General features: G+C 43.8%; 24 protein-coding genes and 1 pseudogene. All 25 read right to left on the minus strand.

Features of this window, described 5'->3' with window-relative positions; translation table 11 throughout:
* Positions 1-5: 5 nt before the first annotated feature.
* A complete protein-coding gene (locus RIC19_RS09735; RefSeq protein ID WP_350178119.1) occupies positions 6-365 on the minus strand; it encodes a four helix bundle protein in 360 nt (119 codons plus the stop codon).
* Between the two features lie 238 nt (positions 366-603).
* A complete protein-coding gene (locus tag RIC19_RS09740) occupies positions 604-1,743 on the minus strand; it encodes a DegT/DnrJ/EryC1/StrS family aminotransferase (protein ID WP_350178120.1) in 1,140 nt (379 codons plus the stop codon).
* 312 nt (positions 1,744-2,055) lie between these two features.
* Complete coding sequence (locus RIC19_RS09745) at positions 2,056-2,442, minus strand: hypothetical protein (protein WP_350178121.1); 387 nt, start codon at positions 2,440-2,442, stop codon at positions 2,056-2,058.
* On the minus strand, positions 2,432-2,725 hold the full coding sequence (locus RIC19_RS09750) for a BrnT family toxin (RefSeq protein WP_350178122.1): 294 nt from the start codon (positions 2,723-2,725) through the stop codon (positions 2,432-2,434). Before RIC19_RS09750 ends, RIC19_RS09745 begins: the two co-directional genes overlap by 11 nt.
* A gap of 483 nt (positions 2,726-3,208) precedes the next feature.
* Complete coding sequence (locus RIC19_RS09755; RefSeq protein ID WP_350178123.1) at positions 3,209-4,000, minus strand: GDP-L-fucose synthase family protein; 792 nt, start codon at positions 3,998-4,000, stop codon at positions 3,209-3,211.
* 8 nt (positions 4,001-4,008) lie between these two features.
* Positions 4,009-4,848 carry an ATP-grasp domain-containing protein gene (locus RIC19_RS09760; protein WP_350178124.1) on the minus strand — a complete coding sequence of 280 codons (840 nt, stop codon included), beginning with the start codon at positions 4,846-4,848 and terminating at the stop codon, positions 4,009-4,011.
* Between the two features lie 175 nt (positions 4,849-5,023).
* A complete protein-coding gene (locus tag RIC19_RS09765; protein ID WP_350178125.1) occupies positions 5,024-6,157 on the minus strand; it encodes a CapA family protein in 1,134 nt (377 codons plus the stop codon).
* On the minus strand, positions 6,150-7,103 hold the full coding sequence (locus RIC19_RS09770) for a hypothetical protein (protein WP_350178126.1): 954 nt from the start codon (positions 7,101-7,103) through the stop codon (positions 6,150-6,152). Before RIC19_RS09770 ends, RIC19_RS09765 begins: the two co-directional genes overlap by 8 nt.
* A 167-nt stretch (positions 7,104-7,270) precedes the next feature.
* Positions 7,271-8,335 (minus strand): ATP-grasp domain-containing protein, encoded by a 1,065-nt coding sequence (locus tag RIC19_RS09775; RefSeq protein ID WP_350178127.1) that lies wholly within the window; start codon positions 8,333-8,335, stop codon positions 7,271-7,273.
* A gap of 124 nt (positions 8,336-8,459) precedes the next feature.
* Positions 8,460-8,843: pseudogene (locus tag RIC19_RS09780) on the minus strand (GxxExxY protein).
* 528 nt (positions 8,844-9,371) lie between these two features.
* On the minus strand, positions 9,372-10,352 hold the full coding sequence (locus RIC19_RS09785) for a sugar-transfer associated ATP-grasp domain-containing protein (protein ID WP_350178128.1): 981 nt from the start codon (positions 10,350-10,352) through the stop codon (positions 9,372-9,374).
* A 44-nt stretch (positions 10,353-10,396) separates the two neighbouring features.
* Positions 10,397-10,999, minus strand: a complete 603-nt coding sequence (locus RIC19_RS09790) for a sugar transferase (protein WP_350178129.1) — start codon at positions 10,997-10,999, stop codon at positions 10,397-10,399.
* Positions 10,983-11,996: a hypothetical protein gene (locus RIC19_RS09795; protein ID WP_350178130.1), complete on the minus strand. Its 1,014-nt coding sequence runs from the start codon at positions 11,994-11,996 to the stop codon at positions 10,983-10,985. The genes RIC19_RS09790 and RIC19_RS09795 overlap by 17 nt, the downstream gene beginning before the upstream one ends.
* Before the next feature lie 122 nt (positions 11,997-12,118).
* On the minus strand, positions 12,119-13,306 hold the full coding sequence (locus tag RIC19_RS09800) for a glycosyltransferase family 4 protein (RefSeq protein ID WP_350178131.1): 1,188 nt from the start codon (positions 13,304-13,306) through the stop codon (positions 12,119-12,121).
* A gap of 88 nt (positions 13,307-13,394) precedes the next feature.
* Positions 13,395-14,432, minus strand: a complete 1,038-nt coding sequence (locus RIC19_RS09805; RefSeq protein WP_350178132.1) for an NAD-dependent epimerase/dehydratase family protein — start codon at positions 14,430-14,432, stop codon at positions 13,395-13,397.
* Between the two features lie 69 nt (positions 14,433-14,501).
* Positions 14,502-15,641: a glycosyltransferase family 4 protein gene (locus RIC19_RS09810; RefSeq protein WP_350178133.1), complete on the minus strand. Its 1,140-nt coding sequence runs from the start codon at positions 15,639-15,641 to the stop codon at positions 14,502-14,504.
* Positions 15,638-16,369, minus strand: coding sequence for a sulfotransferase family 2 domain-containing protein (locus RIC19_RS09815; RefSeq protein ID WP_350178134.1), 732 nt, complete (start codon positions 16,367-16,369; stop codon positions 15,638-15,640). Before RIC19_RS09815 ends, RIC19_RS09810 begins: the two co-directional genes overlap by 4 nt.
* A gap of 12 nt (positions 16,370-16,381) precedes the next feature.
* On the minus strand, positions 16,382-17,458 hold the full coding sequence (locus RIC19_RS09820; protein ID WP_350178135.1) for a glycosyltransferase: 1,077 nt from the start codon (positions 17,456-17,458) through the stop codon (positions 16,382-16,384).
* Between the two features lie 4 nt (positions 17,459-17,462).
* The gene (locus tag RIC19_RS09825; RefSeq protein ID WP_350178136.1) at positions 17,463-18,788 is read right to left on the minus strand and encodes a transposase; all 1,326 of its coding nucleotides are present in this window, start codon (positions 18,786-18,788) and stop codon (positions 17,463-17,465) included.
* A gap of 83 nt (positions 18,789-18,871) precedes the next feature.
* Entirely contained in the window at positions 18,872-19,975 is a 1,104-nt protein-coding gene (locus RIC19_RS09830; RefSeq protein ID WP_350178137.1) for a hypothetical protein, read from the minus strand.
* Between the two features lie 38 nt (positions 19,976-20,013).
* Positions 20,014-20,346 (minus strand): integrase catalytic domain-containing protein, encoded by a 333-nt coding sequence (locus RIC19_RS09835; RefSeq protein ID WP_350178138.1) that lies wholly within the window; start codon positions 20,344-20,346, stop codon positions 20,014-20,016.
* A 104-nt stretch (positions 20,347-20,450) separates the two neighbouring features.
* Complete coding sequence (locus RIC19_RS09840; RefSeq protein WP_350178139.1) at positions 20,451-21,623, minus strand: glycosyltransferase; 1,173 nt, start codon at positions 21,621-21,623, stop codon at positions 20,451-20,453.
* A gap of 17 nt (positions 21,624-21,640) precedes the next feature.
* Positions 21,641-22,939, minus strand: a complete 1,299-nt coding sequence (locus tag RIC19_RS09845; protein ID WP_350178140.1) for an EpsG family protein — start codon at positions 22,937-22,939, stop codon at positions 21,641-21,643.
* Between the two features lie 133 nt (positions 22,940-23,072).
* Positions 23,073-23,981, minus strand: a complete 909-nt coding sequence (locus RIC19_RS09850; RefSeq protein ID WP_350178141.1) for an ATP-grasp fold amidoligase family protein — start codon at positions 23,979-23,981, stop codon at positions 23,073-23,075.
* Entirely contained in the window at positions 23,950-24,393 is a 444-nt protein-coding gene (locus RIC19_RS09855) for a transposase family protein (protein ID WP_350178142.1), read from the minus strand. The genes RIC19_RS09850 and RIC19_RS09855 overlap by 32 nt, the downstream gene beginning before the upstream one ends.
* Between the last annotated feature and the right edge of the window lie 216 nt (positions 24,394-24,609).

Genomic DNA, 24,609 nt, shown 5'->3' on the forward strand with positions numbered 1-24,609 from the left:
GCTGGTTATCTTTTTCTGGAAGTTTTGCTGTATATGCTGCCGAGGATGCGCTTGAGTTCATCGGCTTCTTTTTCCAGGGGGAGCCAGGGTTGGTGCTCGGGTAGGGTGGCGACTACGATTCTGATCCAGTAGTGGGTCTCCCGCATTTCTTTTAGGGCAATGCCTATTTTATTAGAGAAATCTGCATTGGAAACGGCGGCTTGTGACTCCTCATAATTTGCTCCGGTAGAAGTCGCCGATTTTACCAGCTGATGGATAATGACCCGGTATTCAGCTGCATTAGGAAGCTTCCGCGTCGCTTTGATGACCGCTACCGCAAAGCGAAAAAGCCGGTCTGCCAGATCATTTTTTCCTTTCTCAACCACAAGAGATACTCTTTATTTACCCTTCGCCAAGCCAAGTCCAAGCCCCCTTTAACCTTTGCCCAGTCAAAGCCTCGCAATCCTTTAACCTTTACCCTTCCCCAAGCCAAAGCCCCAGCCCCCTTTAATCTTCCTCAGCCCTAGCCAAGCCAACTTTAACCTTTACCCTTTCCCAAGCCAAAGCCAGGTCACCTTTAACCTTCCCAAAGCCCCAGCCAAGCCCCCTTTAACCTTCTCTACTTTATCCTTTAACCTTATCCAACCCCCCAAATATCCGCTCCCAATCCCCCTCCGACATATTGGTACCTGAGGGCAGACATAGTCCAATCTCAAACAACCGCTCCGAAGTCCCATCCCCATAGAACGGAGCCTCCTGGAAAACGGGCTGCAGGTGCATCGGCTTCCAAAGTGGGCGGGCTTCGATATTGTCTTTTTCTAAATGGAGGCGGATGTCCTCGCGGGTGAGGCCTTTGTTTTGTTTGGGATCTACGAGGACGGTGGTGAGCCAGCGGTTGCAGAAGGTGCCCTCGGGCTCGGCGGGGAAGTGGATGTGGTAGCCTTTGTCTTGCCAGGTGGCGAAGTAGTCTTTATAACGCTGGAAGTTGGCGCGGCGCTGGGCGATGCGCTCATCGAGGACTTGCATCTGACCGCGGCCGATGCCGGCCAGGACGTTGCTGAGGCGGTAGTTGTAGCCGACCTCGGTATGCTGATAGTGGGGCGCAGGGTCGCGGGCCTGGGTGGCGAGGAAGCGGGCTTTGTCGATCAGGGCTTGGTCGTTGCTGACGAGGGCGCCGCCGCCGCTTGTGGTGATGATCTTATTGCCGTTGAAGGAGTAGACGCCGAGCTTGCCGAAGGTGCCGGTATGCTGCCCGTGCAGGGTGGCACCGAGGCTTTCGGCAGCGTCTTCGATGATGGGGATATCGAAGTTGTTGCAGAGGCGGGCGATCTCGTCCATTTTGGCGGGGGTGCCGTAGAGGTGGACCGGTATGCAGGCTTTGGGGCGGATGCCCTGACTGTAGAGGTCTTCTATGGCTTCCCGCAGATGGGCGGGGCTCATGTTCCAGGTGTCGGGCTCGGAGTCGATGAAGACGGGCTTGGCGCCCATGTATAGGATGGGGTTGGCGGAGCCGCAGAAGGTGAAGCTCTGGCAGAGGACATAATCGCCGGGCTGCACGTCCAAGAGCCGCAGGGCAATGTGGATGGCGGCGGTGCCGGAGGAGAGGGCGGCAGCGTGGGGGACTTTGTTATATTCTTGCAGATCGGCTTCAAAGCCGTTGACGTTGGGGCCCAGGGGGGCGATCCAGTTGGTGTCGAAGGCTTGGTGGACGAAGTGGAGTTCTTCGGTGCCTAAATGTGGACTAGAGAGATATATTTTATTCATGAGCTAAATTACAGTTGTATTTTTAGAGGTCCCGCCTTCGCGCTATGGTAGTTCATGATTGGCTACGGCGGGCGGAGGGGGGCTGGATAAGTATATTTTGTTATTCATTATTTTTGTTTTTACCACTAAGGCACATTAGGCACTTAGGAACACTTAGTAGGAAGGGTTTTGCCTTAGTTTCGCTTAGTGCCTAAGTGTCTTAGTGTTGACCCTTGGTTTTTATTACTAAGTCACTAGAGACACTGAGGGCATTAAGGGGTTACTAAGTGCAGCATACTGACTACCACTCCACGCCGCACAACCAGCAATACCTCAACCTTTCCTAAGCCGCTGCTCAGTACGGTAAAAATTCACTAGCAGCTGTTCGAGGAGCTGGCTGGTAGGAATGGACTGCTGTTCTAACCAGGCTTTAACTTCCGGATTTAGCTGCAGGCGGACGTTCAGTGCTGCTTCGGCTTCCGCTTCCGCAAGGCCATCGGTAGCCACTGGTGTCCATTCGCCTTCGAAAGCTTCGTCTTCGGCAATAGCCTCATCATCGTAGTAGATGCTTTCCTCGGGCACCTCTACCCCGGCTTTGGCAAGCTGCATCGCCTCCAGGGCTTCGACTTTATGATCGGTAAAATCCACTTGGTAGCCTTGTAATGGCTCTTCGGCCCTGGCTCTTTGCAGGGCTTCGGCTACGGTTAGTTTAGTTTTCATCGTCCTGCGATTCTAATTTTTTGCTAAGGTAGGCTCTCCGCTCTTTTTTATTGGCCCTACGGGCTGATATGATGCGCACCACAACGCCACGGAGCGTATAAGCGAGGCTTATTATGGCTAAGAACGCTTTGCCTACCGTCATAAACCGCTTCTCTCCGTTGCGCTCTTGCTCAAAAGTTAGCCGGTCCCGGTCGTTGAAAATATCTTTTGCGTCCTCAAAAGGAATTCCATGTTTCGCCTTATTCTTAACGTTTTTGTGCTCATCCCATTCAAATTTTGGCATAGCGGTAGGGATTGATATTGTTTAATAAACCTTCTTTTCCGGGGAGTAGTTCCGGGGCGAGGAGTTTTTTGGGGCTCACGCGGCGATAGCTACGCAGCAACGGTACGCGGCGTGGCTTGGTGATGGGCTGCGGAGGTGGTACAGGCTTGTTGAGTGCACCCCTCTTCGTTGCGAGTCTTGGCTGCGTTGCGTGCGTGGCGTTAACCCCTTTTAGCTCACGCGGCGATAGCTACGCAGCAACGGTACGCGGCGTGGCTTGGTGTTGTGCTGCGGAGGTGGTACCATGGCGTTGCGAGTCTTGGCTGCTTGGCGCTCGTGGCGTGCTCCCCCCTAATACCAGGGATTTTACCACTAAGGCACATGAGGCACAAAGGGGGGAACCATGGAGTTTCAGGGAGTTGCAGGGAGTTTTAGCACTAAGGCACTATGGTAGTAAGTCTGAGGAACTCTGTGGAACTCCATGCGTTTCTGTGGTTTAAAACATCAATACCAACTCTCCCCATTCAGGCTTTCATATACCCTTTGAATCCCCTCCCGCAGCCCAATCTGCGCCGTCCAGCCTGCCTTTGTGAGCTTGCTGACGTCCATCAATTTACGGGGGGTGCCATCAGGTTTGGAAAGGTCGTGCTCCAGTTGGCCTTCGAAGCCGACGATCTCTTTGATGAGCAGGGCCAGGTCTTTGATGGGGATATCCTCTCCGGTGCCGATGTTGACTAGCCCGGGCTCATTGTAGGTCTGCATCAGGTAGTAGCAGGCATCCGCCAGGTCATCTACGTGGAGGAACTCCCGCTTTGGGGAGCCGGTGCCCCAAATGGTTACCGATTGTTCGCCCCGCTTCTTTGCTTCGTGAAATTTGCGGATGAGAGCCGGGAGGACATGCGACTTTTCCAGGTCGTAGTTGTCATTGGGCCCGTACAGGTTGGTGGGCATGACGGAAATGAAGTTGCAGCCGTATTGGTGGCGGTAGGCGTCGCAGAGCTTTATCTTGGCGATGGCGTAGGGCTCGTTGGTGGGCTCGAGTTCTCCGGTCAGCAGGTAGTCTTCCTTCAGGGGCTGTGGGGCCATTTTGGGGTAGATGCAGCTTGAGCCGAGGAACATCAGCTTTTCCACGCCGGTTTCCTTTGCGGCGTTGATGACGTTGTTTTGGATCATCAGGTTGTCGTAGAGGAATTCGCCCCGGTAGGTGTTGTTGGCGAGGATGCCTCCTACTTTGGCGGCGGCGAGGAAGACGTGGGTGAGGGGATTGAGTAGGAAGTGGGCGATGGTGCGGAGCATCTCAAGGTTTATGCTTCTGCTTTCTGTTTGGCAATTTGCTTCAGCACCAAATCAACCATCCAGTCTTGCGAGTTGAACCGCTCTTCGTGCCAGTTTAAATCGCTGTCCCAGTAACCCGGGCAATCCTCGTATCCTGCGGGTGAGAAACCGTAGCTTATTTCAACGACCAATGGCTCATCATTTTTACCAAAAACAAAGTCATATGCTGCACATTGTGAACCAATTTTTTCAGTCATTTCAAAGGAGAGCTTGATGCATCGTTCATCAAAGAGCTCGCGTTCATAGGCGAAGCTGCCGCTACCGGATGCCCGGAAATCATTCTTGCGCACGTAACGCCTAAGCCCGAAGGCTTTGCCGTCGATGACGATGATGCGTGTATCGTATGCGTTGTTGGGAATGAAATCCTGAAAGTAAACATAGCCCCTTTCTTTCCCCATAACTTTGCTGTAGTGGGGTGGGTATAGAAAACGAGCTACCCCTTTTGCCAGGTCTACTACCCCTGATTTTGACCATTTGAACTTACGTACCCGTTCCCTGAATGTGCCCCACCGGTCGAAATTTTCAAAGCCGGACCTGAAAGCCCGGCGGATCAATTTTCGGGCTTGGGCTTTGGTTTTGACTAGCTTGACATTCGCAGAACCAGCCCCACCCCTTAGCTTGAAAACCTTAGGGAAATCTGTTTCTTCGGTCCAAGCCAGCGCAGAGGCTTTATCGTAGAAAACGTAGGAGGGTACCAAGGGCGCATTTATTCCTTCAAACAAGTACTTTTGCCCCACCTTATCGTCGAAGTGCCAAGCGGTATGGAAGTCAGGGAAAGTGACCATACCGGTATTTTGAACTGCAAACAAAATTTGTTTTGCTACTAAAATATCTGCAGGATTCTGTTGCGAATGGTGCCACATCAGGGCGTCACAGTCTTTGAGTTGCTGTACTAGATCATTAGCGTAACAGTTGACCAACTTGTAAGGAATATCATTCTGGTCACAGTAAGTAATCCACCTGGGCGTAAACCCCCTGCTGCTTTTATGTATCGCTATTCGCATTGGAAAGTAAGTGTTGTACAACATCACGATGAGCTTCACATCTGATTAGGTTCTCTAACAAAAGCCTCTTTCGCTTTGACCAAGTGGAGGGTAAAAATCCTCTATTTTGCATGGCGACTATCCACCTGTTGTTGTGTGGTTCTAAATAGGCGCTGTACATTCTTTTTTTTGATGAACAGTAATCTCTAAACTTCGAATGGAGAATTTCAGAATCAGCGATAGCTAAATTCAGCCTGTTTATTTTATCGATTACCTGCTCTCTTGGGATCATCTCAAGAGTTGGTATTTCCTGACACTGATTAAAATAATAAGGGTGAAAGTTAATTGTATCTGAAGAGAATTCTAAATATAGAGCAACTCCAATATTCCAAATGCCATTTCTTTGCTTATCCTTATCAAAAAGGAAGTTCCCTAAAGAATAGAAAATTGGTTTATCCCGATAAACTTCGTAGCCGCTAATGCAATGCGTATGGTGATTGACCACCGCATCTGCTCCCATATCGATAAAAGCCCGGAACCAAGATTGCATACGGGGGCTGGGCAGTTCGTACATTTCATGCCCGCCGTGGGTGATTACTAAGATGAAATCTGCTTGCTGTTGTGCAGCTTTTATCTGCTGGTAAACATGTATAGGATCAATTGGGTTAGCACCGGGGTATTCGCCGTGCGTAGTAGACCATTCATTTTCAGCTACATTGATTATAGCTAGTGTTTTCCCCTTGCTATTGTATAAATATATGTCGGAGGCATCTTCCAGGTTTTTTCCCGCACCTACCGAACTAATGGCTTTATCTTGCAAAGCACCTAATGTATCTTCCAAACCCTTTGCCCCATAATCCATGATGTGGTTATTGGCCAGCGTAACAAGCTGGAACTTAGCTTCCGCGAGAAAGTCTAAAGCCTTGGAGCTGCCTTTTAGAGCAGGGCCTGTTTTGGAGATGGGTTGCTCAACTTGGGTTATAGGGCATTCCAGATTGGTGGCTGCTACATCTACGCTTTTAATTAGAGTCCTAAACGCTTCCGGCAACACCTGTGGGACATCTGCTTCCGAGAGCGTTTCCAAGCGCTGAACCGGGCAAAAATCTCCCGTAACTAAAACACTAATTTTATCCATCAGCATCCATGGTTTGTCCCAATTGGTCGGAAGTCATAAACTCTACATTTGGCCAACGCTCTAAAATGCTACTAATCAATTGATTCAGTTGAGCTAGATTCTGCTTGGCATTATCGGGATTAAGAGAGCCAATGTAATTTACCCTATGCGTACAAATGACGGCCGGTTTACGCCATCTAAATGCCCGGTTGATTTGCTCCAAACAAGAACCAACAGAGTCTTTATGGTTATCCAGAGTCGGTTCAAAATCGGCATTACGCACTAGATACCTTTGATCGTTGTGGTTACGCTGCCCCATGTAATGTCTTCTTATTTTCAGTCTATCGCCATGGTCTTTAGGCAGTCTCTGTACCCTTGATCCTTGAAAGTATTTGATGCCAAGCTCATGGGCGTGGTTTTCTATTCCTTCATCCCAAATGTAGTTGGGAGCGATGAAGGATTGGGACTGAAAACCGAAGATGTCTTTGAAAATATACACGGCGTCTTTCAAAATCGTTTTTTTATCGTACAATGCTTCGCTCTGTCTGCCATCGAAAGCAGCCTGATAACTGCCCCGATTGGATTGAGTTATATGCCTGCTTATACCCGTCATTCCATAATTGAAACTTAAATGGGTTTCCGCTACTCCTTCCTTTAAATCCCTCATCCATCGGGAAAGATTTAAATGTTCCCGTCCGTGCAGCTGTGGCCAGAAGAGCTTTTGCCTTATCCCGGATTGAAACGTTTCAAAGACACTTTCTCCCGCATAATACCGCCGGTAAGTATTCGTGAAAGGTTCAAAGTAATATTCTTCAAAGCTGCTCGCTGCAATTTTGTCGAAATCAGGATTAGCGACGATGGTATTTGCCGTAAAAATTGGGTGATTTCCTTTGTGATCTTTGTAGTGCTGTAGGACACCGAACAAATTTTGCAAATCTTCCTCACTTTCCAGGCAATCATTCATCATGTATTGGCACTTATCTACTCGCAGCTCTTTTTCTTGAAGGCTACGAAGGGACAATAATGACGGAGTTCTTATAGAACCCCAATCATCGCTTTCAACTACCACAATCTTCCGGTTGGTACGCCAGCCGGGTATATTGACTAAATTGTTCTTTATCTTGTTAACTATTGTCACTGTTCTGCTAACAATTGTCTTTCATTCATCAATAAGGGTCGAGCATCAACATCCCTAAGAAAGATCAAGTCCTCCTCAAATGTATACATTTTATACTGCCATTTACAACATTGGTCACCGTCAAGCAACCGCACCATATCCTCCGCAAAAGTCGCCCCGCCCGCCGCAAAGCAAACCGAAAACGCAACATGCCGCACATTCACCTCCGTGACGTAGGGCTTGCCTTCGGCATCCTCTTTAAAATCGACAGTAAAAAAGCCATGCTTCTGAGCACCTGCATGTGCGAATAGGTGGTCCATCACTTGGCTCGCGGTATCCACGAGCTGAGGTTCATTTAGCAACCGCCCAAATGAGGTATTACCCGTAATTCCTGATGGGGCGACCTTAGCCATAATGTAGTTGACCCGCTCGGCGCAGGCAGCGCGCAGAAATTTTCCTTCAAAGTAAAGCAATTTACAGGCTAGATTGCGCCCCGGCAGGTATTGGCTGCCGATAAACTGCTTGACTTTGGGGTTGATGTGTATCCAATTGCGCAGGGCGGCTTCGTTTTCCACTTTAAGAGATCCCAGGCCACTCGAGCCAGAAGTAGCACGGATCCAAAAAGGATAACCTAAAGTATTTACCGCCTCTGCAAAGTTCTCGCTATCCGGCTCAATAATGACCGATGGGGGCACCCAGCCGGTATCTTTTAGGATTTCGGTCATCACCCCCTTATCTGTAAGTTGCTGTGCCAATTTGTAGCTTGGTAATAAAGCTTTGCAGGGGAGTTTACCCTTTTCTGCGCGTTTTGCCCAGGCGAGTACTTCCAGCTCTGGCTGTACCAGGGCGATTTCGATATCGTGCTGCTCGATAATCCGCTCCATCTTCGACCAGTAGTCGGTATGACCGGCGGGCGGGACCAGGTAGGTTTTGTTGTAAAGCGTGGAGTCGTATAAGTCCCGGGCATAAGGGTTGATGTCGGTGCCGATGAGCTCGTAGCGGGCATAGCGGCTGTACCAGCGTAGGGCGCGGGCTATGCTGCGGGGGGTGGGGCCGCCGATGCCGTTGATGAGGATGTTCAAAGGGGATAGTGTTTATGTTAAAAATAATCTGTGTTCATCTGCGTATATCTGTGGACCATTTTATCCGCAGATGTTCGCAGATTAGCACAGATGGAGTACATTTCCATTAGAGAACCCATTCCTGTCATCCAGAGAATATGATTCTCTTGAATTCCAGGCGCTTTGTCCCAAAGTTAATCAATAGCCCTAACTCTACTTCCGCGGCTTTAAGGTAATTCAAGCCCTGCGCCAGGTCATCTGAAGTAAGTCCGGAGGAGGCTTTGAGTTCCACGATGATTTGATTATAGCAAAAGAAGTCGGGTTTTTAGGTTTTCTTGAGTGGATAGCCTTTGTATTGCAGGTTTAATCGGGTTTCTCTTTCGTAGGGCACCTGCTGTATCTGAAACTCGAGCTCTAGGGCTTCTTGGTATACTGCTTCCAGAAAGCCCGGCCCAAGCTCGTTGTGCACTTCCATTGCGCAGCCGATGATCTTGTGGGTTTCTTGTTTTAGGGGATATTGTGTTTCCATTGGGCTTTGTGGATTGCTGTCCACGGATTTTTTGGATCCGCAGATGGCGCCGATTCGCGCAGATGTATTGGACAACCTATCTGCATTCGTCTGTGTGTATCTGTAGATGGTTTTAGGCCGCAGATTTTCGCAGATGTACTGGGTGTTTATCTGCGTACATCCGTGTGCATCTGCGGATACTTTCTTCACGGCTTGTTTAGTCCACAGATTTACGCGGATTAATGCGGATGTATTGGATATTTATCTGCGTACATCTGTGTGCATCTGCGGATGGTTTTTCCGCGGCTTGTTTGGTCCACAGATTTTCGCCGATTAACACGGATGTATTGGATAACCTATCTGCGTACACCTGCGTGCATCTGCGGATGCTTTTAGGCCACAGATTTTCGCCGATTAACGCAGATGTATTGGACATTTATCTGCGTACATCTGTGCGCATCTGCGGATGCTTTTTCCGCGGCTTGTTTGGTCCACAGATTTTCACGGATTAACGCAGATGTATTGAATATTTATCTGCGTACATCTGTGTCAATCTGCGGATAGTTCTCTCCGGAAGCTCTCCAGTACAGGCTTCAACCCCCTCTTCACCGGCAGCTGCCAAAGCAACTTACACCAATCATGATTGCCTTCGATCAGCTCAGGGCCTTCGTCGGTGATTGCCACGTCCCAGCCGATGGAGCGGTTGCAGGTGTCTACGAGGGCGGCTTCTTTACACATTTGGAGTGTTTCTTGCCAGTATGGTATCTGGAAGCCGACAATGGGCACTCCGGTGACGGGATGATTATGTTCATCCGCTTTGGTGATGTCGCTGTAGACACCGGGGCCTTTGACTTCTCCGGTTGCAAGATCAATAGGAGCGGCGATATTTCCGGCTGCTAAATTGTCTATGGCAGAATTGACAGTGATTCTTAGGCGGGTGCCGATGATGTGGACCTTATTGTTTCTGTCTAGCTGGGTGATGATGCGCACGGTGTTCAATCCGGAAGGGGAAAGACGCATTATGTCAGGATGCTGAGTGACGAAGGCTTCTACAAAATCATTGCCGGTTGCCTTCAAACGTTCGATCAGAGAGGCAGGTGAAAAATCATCGCAGCTACGAACCTCAATACCACGCCCGCACTGCCCGTCGGAACTTTTCAGGACGATTTTTCCGGAGGGATTTCGCAGTAATACTTCCGCCTTCTCCGGCTGACTTTGCAGTTCTTCATGGGTCAGGAACTCGTGCCGGACGAAATCCCGGTACTTTCGCAGGAATTGAGTTTTATCGGAAAGTACTTCACGGTACTGCGGCGGGTTCATCTTGAGTTGGTACTCGTACATGTAGCCGGTGCCCGCGTAGGAGCTATGTTGGCTTTTATGGTTTTCGTAAAAGTGGAAGTTGTAGTATTCCTCTATGGATATATTATGCCGAAATACCGCTTGAATGGCTTGTCGCCACTGAGCGAGACGGGACAGGCGAGCCTTTTCCTGCACAAAGGATTGAAAGCGCTTGAGCTTAACCCAATCCATTTGTTTTAAATAGTACCCTAAGTATAGTAATCGCTTTGTGTACATTAGTTGTGGCCGTTGAAAGGTTGCATAGGACGGGCGGCGCTTTGGTTCACCCCCTCCCGCTTAAGGACTTTTTGCACTGTCAGCCAAAGAATTTTCAAATCTAACCAAAAGGATTGGCGATTTACGTAGTAAATATCGAGCTCAAATTTACGTTTCCAGCTGATGCTGTTGCGGCCGTTTACCTGTGCCCAGCCAGTAATCCCAGGCTTAACTTCGTGGCGGCGGCGTTGCTCCGGGGAATAGAGCGGAATATATTTGAATAAGAGTGGTCGAGGCCCTACAATACTCATTTCACCACGCAATACATTGTACAGCTGAGGTAGCTCGTCGAGTGAAGTTTTTCGGATAAAGGCACCCACCTTAGTTAACCGTTCGTTATCCGGTAGCAATTGACCGTTTTCGCCCCGCTTGTCCGTCATAGACTTAAACTTAGTCAGGTAAAAGGGGCGTTCTTTAAAGCCTGGCCGCCGCTGCCGGAAAAACGGCTGCCCATTGTTTTGTAAGTATAGTACTGCTATTAGCCCTAATAGAATAGGGGAGAGGACGATGATAATTAAAACCGCAGATAGGATATCAAGAACAGATTTAATCGCGGGATACATCTTGTTCTTTTTGCATGATTTTGACCAATTCTCCTACCGATATAAATTCTACATCCGGCCAGCGCTTTACTATTTGTTGGAGTAAAGCTTGCAAAGCTTCTAACCCCTGCTTTCGATTTTCGGGATCAATATGCCCACAGAAGTTGACGCGGTGCGAACTGATGATGGCGGGCTTTCGCCATCGGAATGCCGCCTCAATTTGTTTTAGGGTGAATGCTACCCAATCGACACCCCGATCTTCGGTAGGCTCAAACACTACATTTCGGACGATGGTGGCTTTGTCGGTGGTTTTATCGCAACGCGTGCGGCTGAAGACCCGCTTATATTTTCCATTGCCCAGGTGCTGTTTGTACATTAAGGGACGGTCAATAGCTTGTATGCCATTTTCCCAGAGCACGGGATACAGGGAGGGGTGAAACTGCTGAGCGGGCGGCGTAAAAGCGGTAGCCCGGTAGCCAAATACGGATTCAAAGGCATTTAAGCCAGATTTCAAAATGCCCGGAAAGCGTTTCAATTCTTCCGCTTGCGCAAAGGAAAAGGCAGCAGTCCAGCCAATGCTTGGATAATCCTGTTGCCGTATCCTTGTATAGGAGTGGTTTTGCAGCGCGCACATGATATCGTGGTCCCGCCGCTGCAGCTTTTCTTCGAATACCTTGAGGTTGAGGTGCTCCCGGCCGTGAAACTGCGGCCGGAGCAAACCCTTGGCGATGCCTTCTTGCCAGAGCGGCCAGGCGCCCGCATAGGCTTCGGGCTGCTGTCCACTCAATTTTTCATAGGTGTCTTGCAGGGACTCGTAGTGGTAGCCCTGATAACCATCCATCTGCAATTGCTCAAAGTTGATGTTGCAGGGGAGGGCGTAAGGGGTGAAAACGGCAGGACGACTCTCCTCGTCCTTTACAGAGCTAAGCACCTCATACAGAGCCTCTAAGTCCGCCCGGGTCTCGAGGGTGTCGTAGGCATCAAAGCGGTTATTCGTTTTTAGACCAGCTTGATCCATATTTTTACGGGCTTGTCTGGAATTGAGGCGGACGTTACCGTAATCATCTATCGCAAAGGATATAAATTTCCTACTAGTCTTCCAACCAAGAAGGTTTTTTATATTGTTGGTTAAATAGTTTTTCAATTAAGGGTATTCAATTTTTTCTCTTCTAATGGTGGGTGCCCTAAATGCATACATACAAACTTTTCCGCATTCGCGGATGTATATTTCTGTGAAGCTGATTTAGAGTTCTCGGAGTAGTATCGGTAAAATTCTTGTTCTTCAATAAGCCGATTGATAAAGGTAGCACACTTATTAATGTCGGTTGGTCCGTAAATCGATCCAATTTTGTTTTTATCAACCAGCTTACCTAATTCGGAATCTTTTTTACCAAAGCAAACGATTGGCTTTCCAGCTCCCATTAAGTTAAAGGTTTTACTTGGAATGGAAACGTAGGCATTAGGCTCATCAATGGTTACCACTCCTATATCTGTCCCAGCTAACATGTGTTTAAAAATCTCTTTTTCCTGATAGGGTAACCACAGACAATTCTTTAATTGTTCAACATGTATTTTTTCCTTTATTAATTGCTTTTTATATCCTTCCCCCGCAATAATAAAAAATACTTTAGAGTTGTTTTCCATGGACTTTGCTACTTCCACTAACAATTCTACGTCATGTCCTTTTCCTAAATTACCAGAATAGACTACATAAAACTTTCGTGGATCTAGATTATATCTTTTGAAGAATTCATTTTGGCTCCTCTCTACTTGAAATCTTCCTACGCTTTGATCTACCCATAAATTAACTACTGGCACCTTAGTGCCATCTGTATACTGCTGAATTTTTTTAGCCATTGCATGAGTTATGGTGGATAAAGAATAAATTTTTTTAAGAGCTTTTTGATTTAAGGTTTTCCACGTTTTAAATATTGCAGACTCTTGGCTCTTTAATATCCCGGAAGTGACTAAAGCATCAGGATAAACATCAACAATAAGATGAGACATTTTTCTCTTCACAAAGAATGGTAAGAAAGCAAGCAATGGAGGATTGGAATAAAGGAAAACTTCGTGATTCCGATATTTGAAAATCAGAAACCAATAGACCTGGATGAAACCAACCACCCAAGATAAAATTCGTGTAAGCGTGTTTTTTACATTGTACGGAACTATTGACTGGACTTTAATCCTCGAATCAAGCTCGTTTCCTAATGGATGTACAACCCCTGCAATAAGAACGACCTCCTCATAATGCTTAGCAAAGGCATTAGTAATATCAATAAATAGATAAGCAGTATGTTGGTTAACTAGTACTATTTTTTTTTTCATAGATTGCAAACAGAGCTTAAAGGTTCTATGAGCGAGAAGCCTCAAAAATAAACAAAGAGCACTTCTCGCTCGAAAGGCTTTTTTAAATCTATTGTTGTGGCTGAAAAGTCTTTACCTGCTTGTCAATCCATTGAAAAGTGAACTTCATTCCGACTTTCAAAGGCTGAGAAACACTCCAATTCATCTTTTCTTGGTAAAGCTTGTTATCTGAGTTTCTACCCATTACACCAACAGGGCATGGAAAGCCATACTTTCCGTAGAATTCTTCTCCATCAATATTTTTAATGGTGATATTTTTCCCGGATAAGTCAATGGTCATCTGAGCTAACTCATTGATTGTAACCATTTCTTCAGAGCCAATATTAACAGGTCCCATAAACTTGTCTTGACGTACAAAACGAAGGACAGCTTCTACACACTCGTCAATATAGAGAAAAGACCGAGTTTGTTGCCCTGTTCCCCAAACCTCTAATTCTCCACCATCTGGCGTTTCAGCAGCTTTTCTGCACATGGCGGCAGGGGCTTTTTCTTTGCCTCCTGTCCATGTCCCCATGGGACCAAAAATATTGTGAAACCGCGCTACTCGCACATCGAGGTCATAGTTGCGGTTAAACGCCAGGAAAAGCCTCTCTGAAAACAGTTTTTCCCATCCATATTCAGAATCCGGATTGGCCGGATAAGCAGAACTCTCTTCACAATTAGGGTTATTGGGGTCTAACTGATTGTGCTCTGGGTACATACAAGCGGAAGAGGAATAAAAAACTTTTTTTACTCCTTGCCGACTGGCCTCGAAAGCTACATTAAGATTGATCATTGCCGAATTGTGCATGACATTAGCATCATTTTCTCCAGTGAAAATATAGCCTGCTCCGCCCATATCGGCTGCTAGTTGATATACTTCGTCGAACCCATTATTTCCCTCAATGGGATGCATGATCTTTTCAACTACTCGGGGATTACGAAGGTCTCCTTCAATATATTCATCGCAGATCTTGTTATGATCCCAAAAGTCATGTTTTGGCTTTATGTCGACAATTCTCACATAAAAACCTTCGTCTTTCAATTTGTTGCCTATATGACCTCCAATGAACCCTCCTCCTCCGAGGACTAATGCTGTCTTTTGCATATTCATAATTTTATGATCGCGTGAAAAATAATTTAGCTTAAAAGATGATGTTTCTTTATCGTAGTAGAATTAGTTCTGATTCTGCCTAACCTTAGCGTACCGTTCGCAGATTTTAACATATTTGTATGTTCTTCTTTGGGGAGTGTCAAAGTTGCTTAACTGCATAACACCAGCACGAGCTAGCTGTTTTCTTAAATCTTCATTTTGAATTAGCTTTTCGACTTTGTTCGCAGCGCTAAACGGACATTTAGGTGTAAAGAAAATGGCAGCCTGCCCACAAATGCTACGGGAGAAACCAAGATCAGTAGTTACAATGGGTTTTTCCATTTTCATGGCTTCGGGGTAGGAAGCAGAGAAACATTCTGCTAGGGTTGGCAAGAACAAGGCATCACACTCCTGATAGAGAGACGGACACGCCTCAGGTGGAATCGGTCCGATATTGTGAATACCGGGGACCTTGTCGCCCTTCAGCACCTTTTCTTCAAAATCTTCTGGTTTAAGTGTCAGTACAAATTCGACATTAGTTATGCCCCGCTTGCGCAGTTCAATTTGCACCTCCGGGATGAGGTCGAGGTTTTTGTGCGGATACCAAGAAGAAATGGTAATAAAGCGAAATACACCATTCTGCTTTTTTGGCAGCTTAGGCGGAAAGGCTTGCCAATCGTCAAAAAAGTGGTTGTGGGTATTGGTAACCGTGTAGACTTTTTCTGTTCGCAGGGCTATACGCACTCGTTGATTGACATCATCGGTTTGCACTACATACGCCGCGGCATCCCTTCGGAAAAAGTAAAAGTGCACCATTTTCTTGAGCCGCATTTTTATTTTTTGGGAGAGCGACCAGCTTTGTACATGCGGCGATTCGGGGTAGATATAAAGGGGCAAATTAAAACCGATGATTTGGGGGGCTTTAGAATGAAAATAAGTAGGACCAGAAGTAGCAATGATAACATCAGGCTGTATTATTTGCTCTAATTTCCTGAGGGCTTTTTGAATGCTGAACGTCTTTTTTAGTGAAAGCAGGCCGAAATCAAAATGGTAAAAGCTGAAATTGGGGGGGAAGTCCGCCTCGCATAGCGATTTTCGCACCCCTGAACCGACCCACACGTGAAACTCATGTTCTTTGTATCCGCAGCATTCGTGTATGAAAGAAAGTGCTACTTGTACGGCACCGCCGAAACGTTGATGAGATGTGTTAATGACGATTTTCATTCTATACTCCTCAGGGATTGATCCAAGCTTTTACCATAGAAATCAAATGTTGGTGGCTTTGAAGCTACTATACAGTATAGTTCAAGTTCTTTCCTGTAAATAAAGTCAAATATTTTTTTATGCATACTACCTTCTTTGAAATATGAAGAAGGCTCATTGTGTGCACTCTTATTTTTTGAAAATTGCCCTATTTCATTTTTTACTTTCAAAGTTATACCGATTTCAGAAAATATCGAATGGAAATGGGGTTCTAAATATTCTGTTCGACCTATATAGTTTACCACGAATTGGTTTCCATCTAAGACGTATTTGCTATTTCGTTTAGTCGGTCTCAATATTGACCAAATTTCAAATGGAATGGTTCTTGCAGTTATTGTATTTAAATAAGTGACTATTGCTCTAATTAAAGTTTTTAATTTTAAACGATAAGCCCAGATGTTGCCCTTAGTCAATGGATTGCCATTTTTTAAAAAGAAATAGCTTGACACAACCTTATCATAAGGATGGCGTATAAATACCACCTTTTTGTAGATATTATAAAATTCAGCCATGTCTTTTCTTACAATTGAAGGCGGTACGTGTTCACCAAAGTTGAAAACCTTTTCATTGGTTAAGATTGTATTTTGCAGGGAGTCCTCAATGTTGCATTTTAATATATTTTGAATATAAGTTGTTCCAGTCTTAGGATTTGCAATAAATATAAATTTATGTTTAGCTGAACTAGTCATAACGTTCTCTTACTATTGGTTGGGTATGATGAATTGAAAATATTTTTGAGCAACAATTTCAGGTTTAAATTTCAATGTTTTCTGCTGAGCTGCAATACTAAACCGATTTTGAATATCTTTATTATCGATTAATAGTTGAAGGTTGTCTTTAAATTTCTTTTCATCACCTTCCGAGATTAGGAAACCATTTTTATTATGATCGATAAGGTCGGCAGGACCTGCCATACAATCGTAGGCGATACAGGCACAACCAGCAGCCATTGCTTCCCCAAGTACATTAGGAAACCCTTCCGATGTAGACATGAACGCAAATATGGCACTTCGGCAGTAGAGGGAAACTACATTATGCTGTGCACCGGTAAGAATGATTTGGTTCTTCATCTGCAGCTGTTGCACTTGACGTTTAAGCTGCTTAGAAAGCTGCATTTGCTTAGCATCGCCTCCGACAATGACTAGTTTCCAGTCTTTTACCTGGCACTGATGAAAAATGTGAACTAAGCGGTCAAAATGCTTTGTAGGGATTAGCCTGCCAACGCTGAGGATGATTTTTTCTTTTGGTTTATCCAAGCAACTTATCTGTGGAATAGGGTTCCCTATTATCCGGATATTACCATTCCATTTATTTTTGATTGCCGCCTTCTTTGCTTGCTTTGTTTGGGCAATATACCCTGCTGCCTTGGGGTATAGTTTGCCCCGCAGCCAGTTTTGCAGTCGTCCCAAGTCTTTTTCTGGCTTGCTACGGTCAGAAATATAGACTGGGTAGGGAAGACCAATTAACGAAAGCAGCACTAAATTATTCCACATTTCGCCAAAGCTTAAAATGGTATCCGGATGAATTTTTTTTATTTTTTTTCGGATGAATGTCAAGGTCTTCAATGTATTCCAAGTTCTCCAGCTATTATCAAAAGGCCAGTTGGGTTTGTGTATGAAGGTCCTGTTCGGAATAGTCTGTAGAACTTCTCGCTTGCGACCGATGAGCAGTAAGTGGAGCTCTAATTCTTCATACTTATCGAAGTGATGCAAAAGAATTGTCATGACACGCTCCATTCCTCCGATACCCAGAGAGTGAATAATCATTACTAATTTCATATTATTATGACTTACATAATTTTTCAGCAATTCTCAATTTAAAAATTACTCCAGTTTTAATCTGATACATTTCGGCCACGGAGATAAGCACCTCGGCCATATTTTCTCTAGGCAAGATTTTGAACACCGCCCGGATACTTTCCCACAGCTTTGCTCTGGCCTTTAGCTCTCGGAGCACTATCCTAAAGTACCGGCAGCTGCTTTGCTGGATTTGGTCCACATAAAATGCCAGCATCATCAGGTAAGCAAAAACGGTACACAGGTTCTCCTGCCCATGGCCAAAGTTATGCTCGAAATTGTAGGACTGGTTCTTGAGCGTATTGAACGTCTCATTCTCAATCTTCCATCGGCTGCGCCCCATGCGCATCACTTTATAAACATTAGCCTTCGTCAGCTTGATGCTCGTTACCCAGCTAAACACTTGCACTTTGCCGTCATTGCCTATCCATTCATAGTACAACATATTGACGCGTACATCTGCGTTGCTATCATTAAGGGCTAAGTCATTGGCATAGCTAAAACGGTGCTCTCCTTGTTCGTCTTCTATAGTGTGCCATTCGGCCTGCCCGCGCTCCACGCGGTCTTCAAATTGGCTGAACAGTGATTTATGGCCGTCCGGCTTGACAGCTATAATGTACTCCCAGCGGACCACCGCGCCCAGCTTCCGGAGGCCAGGCGCACAACTGTACAGCGCATCGCAGACAAACACCATGTGCTGCTTTGAGTATAAACTTTGCAAGTGCCCGAACAGCCTCTGGGCTGCATTGCGCTCGCAATCGTTTTTGGCTGCGCCGTCTTGCTGGACTATTGGCTCGTTATCCAGGACAAAAACCTCTTTTTTGTCCGGGTGCACTATTGCTGCGCTGAGCATCGCATGGTAAAAAGAAGTGCTGCAGTCCCGGTGGCTGCGCTGCAGGCAGTGCTTGCAATTGATTGTTTTTGAACAGAAGTGCTCAACACCGTCCACGCTGACAATAAGGTGCCTGTTCCAGTACCGGTAGGAGTCGAGCACCCCGATTTTGCGCACGCGCTTGAATAAGTCATGGAACCCTTGTCTGAGCTTATCAGGCTTGGCGTTGTCCGTGGGTATGCGCCCAATACCGTAAACAGTAGCAAGGTTGCTGTCTTCAGCCTGGCTGCGCTTACGGAAGGAAAATAAAGACGCACACTTCAGCGAGTAGATGGCGAAGCCGCTTCTCAGGGCATCGACCATTATATAGCTCGCATTTTCGGCGCGGCTATCCTCCATGCGGTTGAACAAACGGGAAATCACTCCGTGATAAAGGCTGTCAAAGCAGCTCAATGATTCTTTGTTTACTACTTTTTCCATCCTGCAAAGTTAGCCAGATGTGCTCATTATCGGAATGATATTTAAATTGAGAATTGCTGCCTATTAAGTTTTGCAAAGGAATATTAGTAAATTTGACTGAATTGTTGTACGAAGGAAGTGAATGAATTATAATAGTAATCGAATTGACTTTGCGCGGTTTTTATTATCGGCAGATAATCATTATAGTGATTTCTAACATCATCTATAATGTTTTCAATGTCAGAGAAGTCCCATTTTGTTGCAATATATGTTTTTCCAGGTTCGTAGATATCTGGATAAGTAAGTAAATGATCCATACTAGGTTTAATTAGTAAACTGCCGTTGATTAGCGTTTCGAAATCTCTATAGCAAATTTCTCCATATCCAAAAGGACTTATTATAGCTTTTGAGTTACGAAGTTCTCTTAGATAATGTTTTAAAGGAATTTTACTCCCAAAAGCAACACCATTTTTATTTGAAAGACTAAAGAGCTTTTCTAGCAGCTTTATTCTATGTGAATCATATTTCGGAGTACCTTTTAACCCTCCTCTGTAGGAAACTAGAACCCTTTTATTTATTTGGGGGTGTAGTTGTTCAATGTGTCTGTAGTATCTAGGTAAAATCGAAGAAGTGCCTAGAGGTAAGTATTTGTGAACAAACTGTGGAAATTTTCTATAATCACATAACCCGATATTCCAACCTACACGTATTTTGGATATAGTCTCTTTAGGGAGAGATGCTCTTTGAATATACTCTTCACTATAATTAAGAGATGGTCTCCAACTATACATTTTAATTTGCTCTTCAAAACATGTATATATTTCAGCTTTCTTAAAAATTTGCTTTTTCAAAATCACATCATAGTAGGAGACAAGTTCAGGCACTAAAAATAATGCAGAATCGCTACTATCAAATAAAACCTTTTTAACTCCGCGGCTTTCAGCATTATGCAATAATTTTTTTATATAATCGAGAGACTTTGATGTAAAACCTTTAGGTGCAAAGTACCCTTTGTTTATCTGCTCATAATATCGTGCATCCACGATCAATATGTCACAATCCAAGATATGTGAATCTCGATGATTTGTTTTAAAAAAAATGGAGTAGTTTGAACTTCTTAATTCTTTTTTCCATTTAAGTATTGGAAAATAGTGGTTAAAACCTCTTTTCCAAGGCGGTCTATGGCACAATATATGAACTTTACGCATGCTACTTTTTAATTCGATTTACCGAGCTGGATGAAACGCTACTCTATTCCGTGTTCAGTGGTCCATTCCTCCAATCGGCTAGATATAAACTCCGGACCATTATCACAACGGATATAGACCGATTTTCCACGCCATTGAATAACTAAGTTGAAGAATTCAATAAGTGTTTTTACCGAAATGCTACTGAAAGCTTGTGCCCAAAAGGATTTACATGGGCATTCATCCATGATATTGTTAATATGTACTTTTTCTTGGCCTGGGCTGACTACCCAGTCGCTTAAAAAATCAGCACCCCACCATTCGTTGATTGCCCAAGAGTCTAGGAAGAGAACAAGGTCAAACTTACTGTCCAGTTTTTGGGGTGGGCTCACACAAAAAAAAAAAAGAAATTATAATAGACCAGATGTCCGAGAATTTGCTCACGCGTACGCGCGCTTTTGTAAATCGCTAGACATATTGTCTAATGATCATTCTATTACTCATTTATTATTGCATTAAATAAGCTGCCCCATTTTTTACCAACATTTTCAATGGTGTATTGCTTAGAAGATTGCAAACATTTCTCTGACAAAGTTTTTCTCAAGGCTTCATTTCCAACTACATCTATAATACCTTCAGCCATAGCATCTAAATCAAAAGGCTGGTAATAAAAACCATTATGACCATAATTGATAATATCTTTTACGGCAAGATAACTGTTAAATAAAAAAGGAATAGCTCCATAACTTTGTGCTTCAAGTACTACATTAGGAAAGCCTTCTTTCTCGGAGGTCATTACAAATATTTTCGCTTTTTCATAAAAAGGTTCTGATTCCTGAATACCAAAAAGCTTTACATTCCTTAAATTCTTTTCTTTGATAGTGACCTCCATTTGTTTTCTTAAAGGACCATCACCCAATATATCAAATTTCCACCCAGGCATAAGATCTTGTAACTTCTCCCAAAGGGGCAAAAGTAAATCAGCTCGTTTATGATCTTTGGATAATTTACCTACATAAAGCAAAGTATTTTCTTTTTTAGACTCACTTGGGTAAACCTCTGGTATTGAATTAGGAATAATTTTCACCTTTTCAGCTAAATAATTGCCAACAAAAAAGTTTAACTCAACTTTATTGGCTGGTGTTAAAAGTACAAAGTAGTCATGTAACCCAAGGATAGCCCTGAGCTGAGAACGGTGCTTAAAAAAATGAAAGCTGTGAATTAAGCCCAGACCCACTTTATTATCAATAATAGGGAACAGCCATGAGGGTAAAGATCTCTGCACTACATTTCTCAAATTGTCTTTAAAATTAAATAATGTGTTTCTTAAGCATGCAATCAGTTTAACACCCTCTTTGCTATTTGCATAATGGCTAAGTACCTTACTGGTGCGTTTGAGATAAGGCATTTGGTTGATAATGATATCAGGCTGAATAGTGTTGAGTAAATCTTTTAGCTGGGTTAAATTTTCGGTTGAAACATCAAGTCCTGGCTGTTTCGAAAAATATTGTTTACCTGGATATTGAATTTTATGACCGAAATGTTTTAAAGAAAAATAATAGACTTCTTCACCTAATGAATAAAAATAAGAACCCATTTTATAGGTAGTGCGCTGTACCCCACCTTGCGTGGGATCAAAAGCGGTGCTCTTGACGAAGAGAATTTTCATGAAGAATATATAGTCAGTTAAAAGGGAATTAAAAACCGCAGCGCCTGTTTGAGTGAAAAGTTCATTTCAGGGTTTATTATTACCAAACCTGGCATAATAAAAGAAAATAAACTTGGATGATCAAACCAACGGCTGGTATTCCAAATAGCAAAAGGAATCATAAGTATTAAGTAGATATTCAGTCCCCATTTAAATTCTTTTTTCCTAAAATATACTGCCGTATCTCTAAGGATTAAGAATAAGCTGATTAAAATGAACATCTCGCCAATAACTCTTGACCGACCGGCCACTTCGGTAATAAACCATGTGAAGTTTGAAAACGCGTGTATTGTAGTACCAAGAGTAAAAAAATAGACAAACAAATTTGAAGGATTGTATATTCGAATTACGAAAAAATACATGATAAAAATTATAAAAACAAAGGCATAGCTTTGTAAGCCAAAAGATTGCATGCTTTTATATAATCGCTGTTCTTTCTTCTTGTTTATATTTGCCCACCTTTCATTAGCAGTTGATTGCTTGTCTATACTGTAGTTTTCAATACGTTCTTTAATGATTTCTTGACCTCCGAAACGATTAGATAGACCCTTATTAGGGTTGAAGCCAGAAAAAACCATGGAGAGCAAAAATGCTGCCAAGGCCAAATTAGGTTTCCTTTTAATGAATAACCCAGCAAGTACTGGCACGATAAACACAATATAAGAAAAATGCACAAGTGGTGTAAGAGCTATAAAAATTAAATACTTGTTGTTCTTGTATTTCAGAAATTTAATGACGCCAAACAATAAAATCCACATGGCAGTCCAAGTTCTAACCGTATTTACACCTTCAACATTCTTATGCATAATAAAAAGGAACCCCACTGCCATAAGAGGTAGATAGCGATTAAATAATGGGCGATCAAAAATTTCATAAATTGAGTTTATGAAAAAGAATCCGTAAACACCAGCCACTATCACAAAAAAGATAGGCGGATATCCTATTATATTACCTGATAAATAGGAAACCACATGTTTGTAAATATCATCAGAACCCACTCCTGATTCTTGAAATACTAAAATTTTTAGTGAGCTATTAATAAATAATCTAAAGCTCATTTCAGGGTAAAAATTCCTTACGGCTTCAAGGTGTCTATGACCATCATTCTCTACATCCATATGTAAAGTAGCTCCATAAAAAAGGAAAAAAATAAAGAGCACGATTTTTTGCTGTGACTTATTTCCATTTTTAAGACCATAATAGAGGCTTATAGCTGGCGCAATAAGAGAAACCAAAAGGTTCTGGAAAAAGTATACTAACTTGTTTTTATAAGTCACTATTATAATGCTATGGATAGAAATTTGACCTTATGAATAATTTGAAGTCTTTAGAGCAATAGCTTTTTGTACTTCGAGTTGACTGAACCGAGTATTGTTTAACCTAAGTGATATAACTTTATGGTTATTTTGTTCAGCGTAAAATTTTCGGTCGTTTGCTGGCTGAAAGATTGTCTTGATTTTGTTCAAGTATAATTTTTTCACCCCATTCTAAATCCCATTTATGGTCGGTGAATTTCTCCATCCCACCTCCAGGATAAAAGGTAAACTCTCCAAAGTATATGTTTGCATCACAGAGATAAAAGTCTATCCTAACAAAAGACCATCCTGAAGATAATTTACGAGCAAGATTTAGAAGATCATCTAGTTTGCTAGGTTTTGCTATCTCTCTGGAATACATTTCATAACCAATAGAATAGGGCTGTTTTTCCCATTTTGTATTATAAATAGCCCGTGTGTGTTTTGAAAAACGATCTACATCCACTTGAATGTATTCTGGTTCTCCATTAAAGCAGAATGTCTTGTAATCTTTCGGTAATGACCCTGAAGCATCTCTTATTAATGGTTCAGCTATTACCTTAGGAGTAATAGCTTTGTATGGTTTTTCTTTTGAGCCAGGGTAATAATTCTTTTTGAGCCAAAATTCAAAGTATTTCTTGGCTTTTTTCTCAGGACTATTTTGTTTATCCAGCACTAAAAAATTCCATCCAGAGCCATGATTTGCCTTTAAAATAAATTCCCCTGGTAATTGGTTATAATTTATCTCAGAGGCTTGATCATATACCGCCAATGTTGGAATTACATACTGTTCACCCAGCGTAAGTTTCACATATTCTTTAACCGCAACCTTATCAGCAAGTGTGGTCATTTGAGCTCTAAAGCCATTTAGCTTAAGCCATTGTATTTTTTCGCTAAAAGCCAGTGGTCTTTGCAAATTCAAAGTCTGTCCCATACGTTCTTTATAGCGCCTTTTGAGGAACGCAGCATCAGTTAAAAACTCTTGCTGCAGTCTATTGTAGATACGGTTTAATAAGTTCATCATTCTCAAGTTTAGATAAATTTGAGTAACTGTTTTGGCGTTTGAGCGAACCTGATGTGAGTAAGATCACTTGTTGTGAATAAATGGATAAGTTTTTCGATGCATATAGCTCTTGTTCTGCCATTGCTTTATCAGGGATAGCCCCGCGCCAGGTAAAGCCTAAAAAGTGGATAAACTGATACTCGTCGCACAGCACGGAATTCTTCGCTGTATGCTGCTTTTGCTTGCCTGAATAGTCATGCTTTTGGGCTTTATAATCCGTGTTGCGCCCTGTAGGGTGCTCGGTAGCATCAAGGTAGAGCATTTGTGCTTGCGGGCGCTGGCGGAACAGCTCGTCCATGTCCCGTCCCGGGCTGGTTGCAAATGCAATTCTTTGATGGCAGTCTCCAAGACCGGCATCAAGATATTGATCCACTTGTTGACTTGACCCTGGCCCATGTCAAAGGTCGCTGCGGCTAACTGCTGCAGGGGGTTGTTCTTAAAGAAATAGAGGACGAAAAACAGCTTGTCTATCTCGCTGGGCAAAGTCCGCGTGGGATTCTGGGCAGCAGTAGTGGAAAGCGGCTTCCGCCTTCCTTGCATCCGGAAATCATAGTGCTTGTGCCATTGTTGCCATGTATGTGTAAATGGG

It is taken from the genome of Phaeodactylibacter sp., assembly GCF_040219495.1.
Taxonomy (GTDB): Bacteria; Bacteroidota; Bacteroidia; order Chitinophagales; family Saprospiraceae; genus Phaeodactylibacter.

What these genes read in the sequence shown, in the direction of transcription:
- RIC19_RS09815 (WP_350178134.1), bottom strand. Translation starts at nt 16,369, where the DNA reads ATGACTAGTTCAGCTAAACATAAATTTATATTTATTGCAAATCCTAAG.
- RIC19_RS09740 (WP_350178120.1), bottom strand. Translation starts at nt 1,743, where the DNA reads ATGAATAAAATATATCTCTCTAGTCCACATTTAGGCACCGAAGAACTC.
- RIC19_RS09770 (WP_350178126.1), bottom strand. Translation starts at nt 7,103, where the DNA reads ATGATGAATGATTGCCTGGAAAGTGAGGAAGATTTGCAAAATTTGTTC.
- RIC19_RS09745 (WP_350178121.1), bottom strand. Translation starts at nt 2,442, where the DNA reads ATGAAAACTAAACTAACCGTAGCCGAAGCCCTGCAAAGAGCCAGGGCC.
- RIC19_RS09830 (WP_350178137.1), bottom strand. Translation starts at nt 19,975, where the DNA reads ATGCGTAAAGTTCATATATTGTGCCATAGACCGCCTTGGAAAAGAGGT.
- RIC19_RS09795 (WP_350178130.1), bottom strand. Translation starts at nt 11,996, where the DNA reads ATGGATCAAGCTGGTCTAAAAACGAATAACCGCTTTGATGCCTACGAC.
- RIC19_RS09810 (WP_350178133.1), bottom strand. Translation starts at nt 15,641, where the DNA reads ATGAAAATCGTCATTAACACATCTCATCAACGTTTCGGCGGTGCCGTA.
- RIC19_RS09790 (WP_350178129.1), bottom strand. Translation starts at nt 10,999, where the DNA reads ATGTATCCCGCGATTAAATCTGTTCTTGATATCCTATCTGCGGTTTTA.
- RIC19_RS09820 (WP_350178135.1), bottom strand. Translation starts at nt 17,458, where the DNA reads ATGAAATTAGTAATGATTATTCACTCTCTGGGTATCGGAGGAATGGAG.
- RIC19_RS09755 (WP_350178123.1), bottom strand. Translation starts at nt 4,000, where the DNA reads ATGCTCCGCACCATCGCCCACTTCCTACTCAATCCCCTCACCCACGTC.
- RIC19_RS09765 (WP_350178125.1), bottom strand. Translation starts at nt 6,157, where the DNA reads ATGGATAAAATTAGTGTTTTAGTTACGGGAGATTTTTGCCCGGTTCAG.
- RIC19_RS09785 (WP_350178128.1), bottom strand. Translation starts at nt 10,352, where the DNA reads ATGGATTGGGTTAAGCTCAAGCGCTTTCAATCCTTTGTGCAGGAAAAG.
- RIC19_RS09750 (WP_350178122.1), bottom strand. Translation starts at nt 2,725, where the DNA reads ATGCCAAAATTTGAATGGGATGAGCACAAAAACGTTAAGAATAAGGCG.
- RIC19_RS09800 (WP_350178131.1), bottom strand. Translation starts at nt 13,306, where the DNA reads ATGAAAAAAAAAATAGTACTAGTTAACCAACATACTGCTTATCTATTT.
- RIC19_RS09840 (WP_350178139.1), bottom strand. Translation starts at nt 21,623, where the DNA reads ATGAAAATTCTCTTCGTCAAGAGCACCGCTTTTGATCCCACGCAAGGT.
- RIC19_RS09825 (WP_350178136.1), bottom strand. Translation starts at nt 18,788, where the DNA reads ATGGAAAAAGTAGTAAACAAAGAATCATTGAGCTGCTTTGACAGCCTT.
- RIC19_RS09805 (WP_350178132.1), bottom strand. Translation starts at nt 14,432, where the DNA reads ATGCAAAAGACAGCATTAGTCCTCGGAGGAGGAGGGTTCATTGGAGGT.
- RIC19_RS09850 (WP_350178141.1), bottom strand. Translation starts at nt 23,981, where the DNA reads ATGATGAACTTATTAAACCGTATCTACAATAGACTGCAGCAAGAGTTT.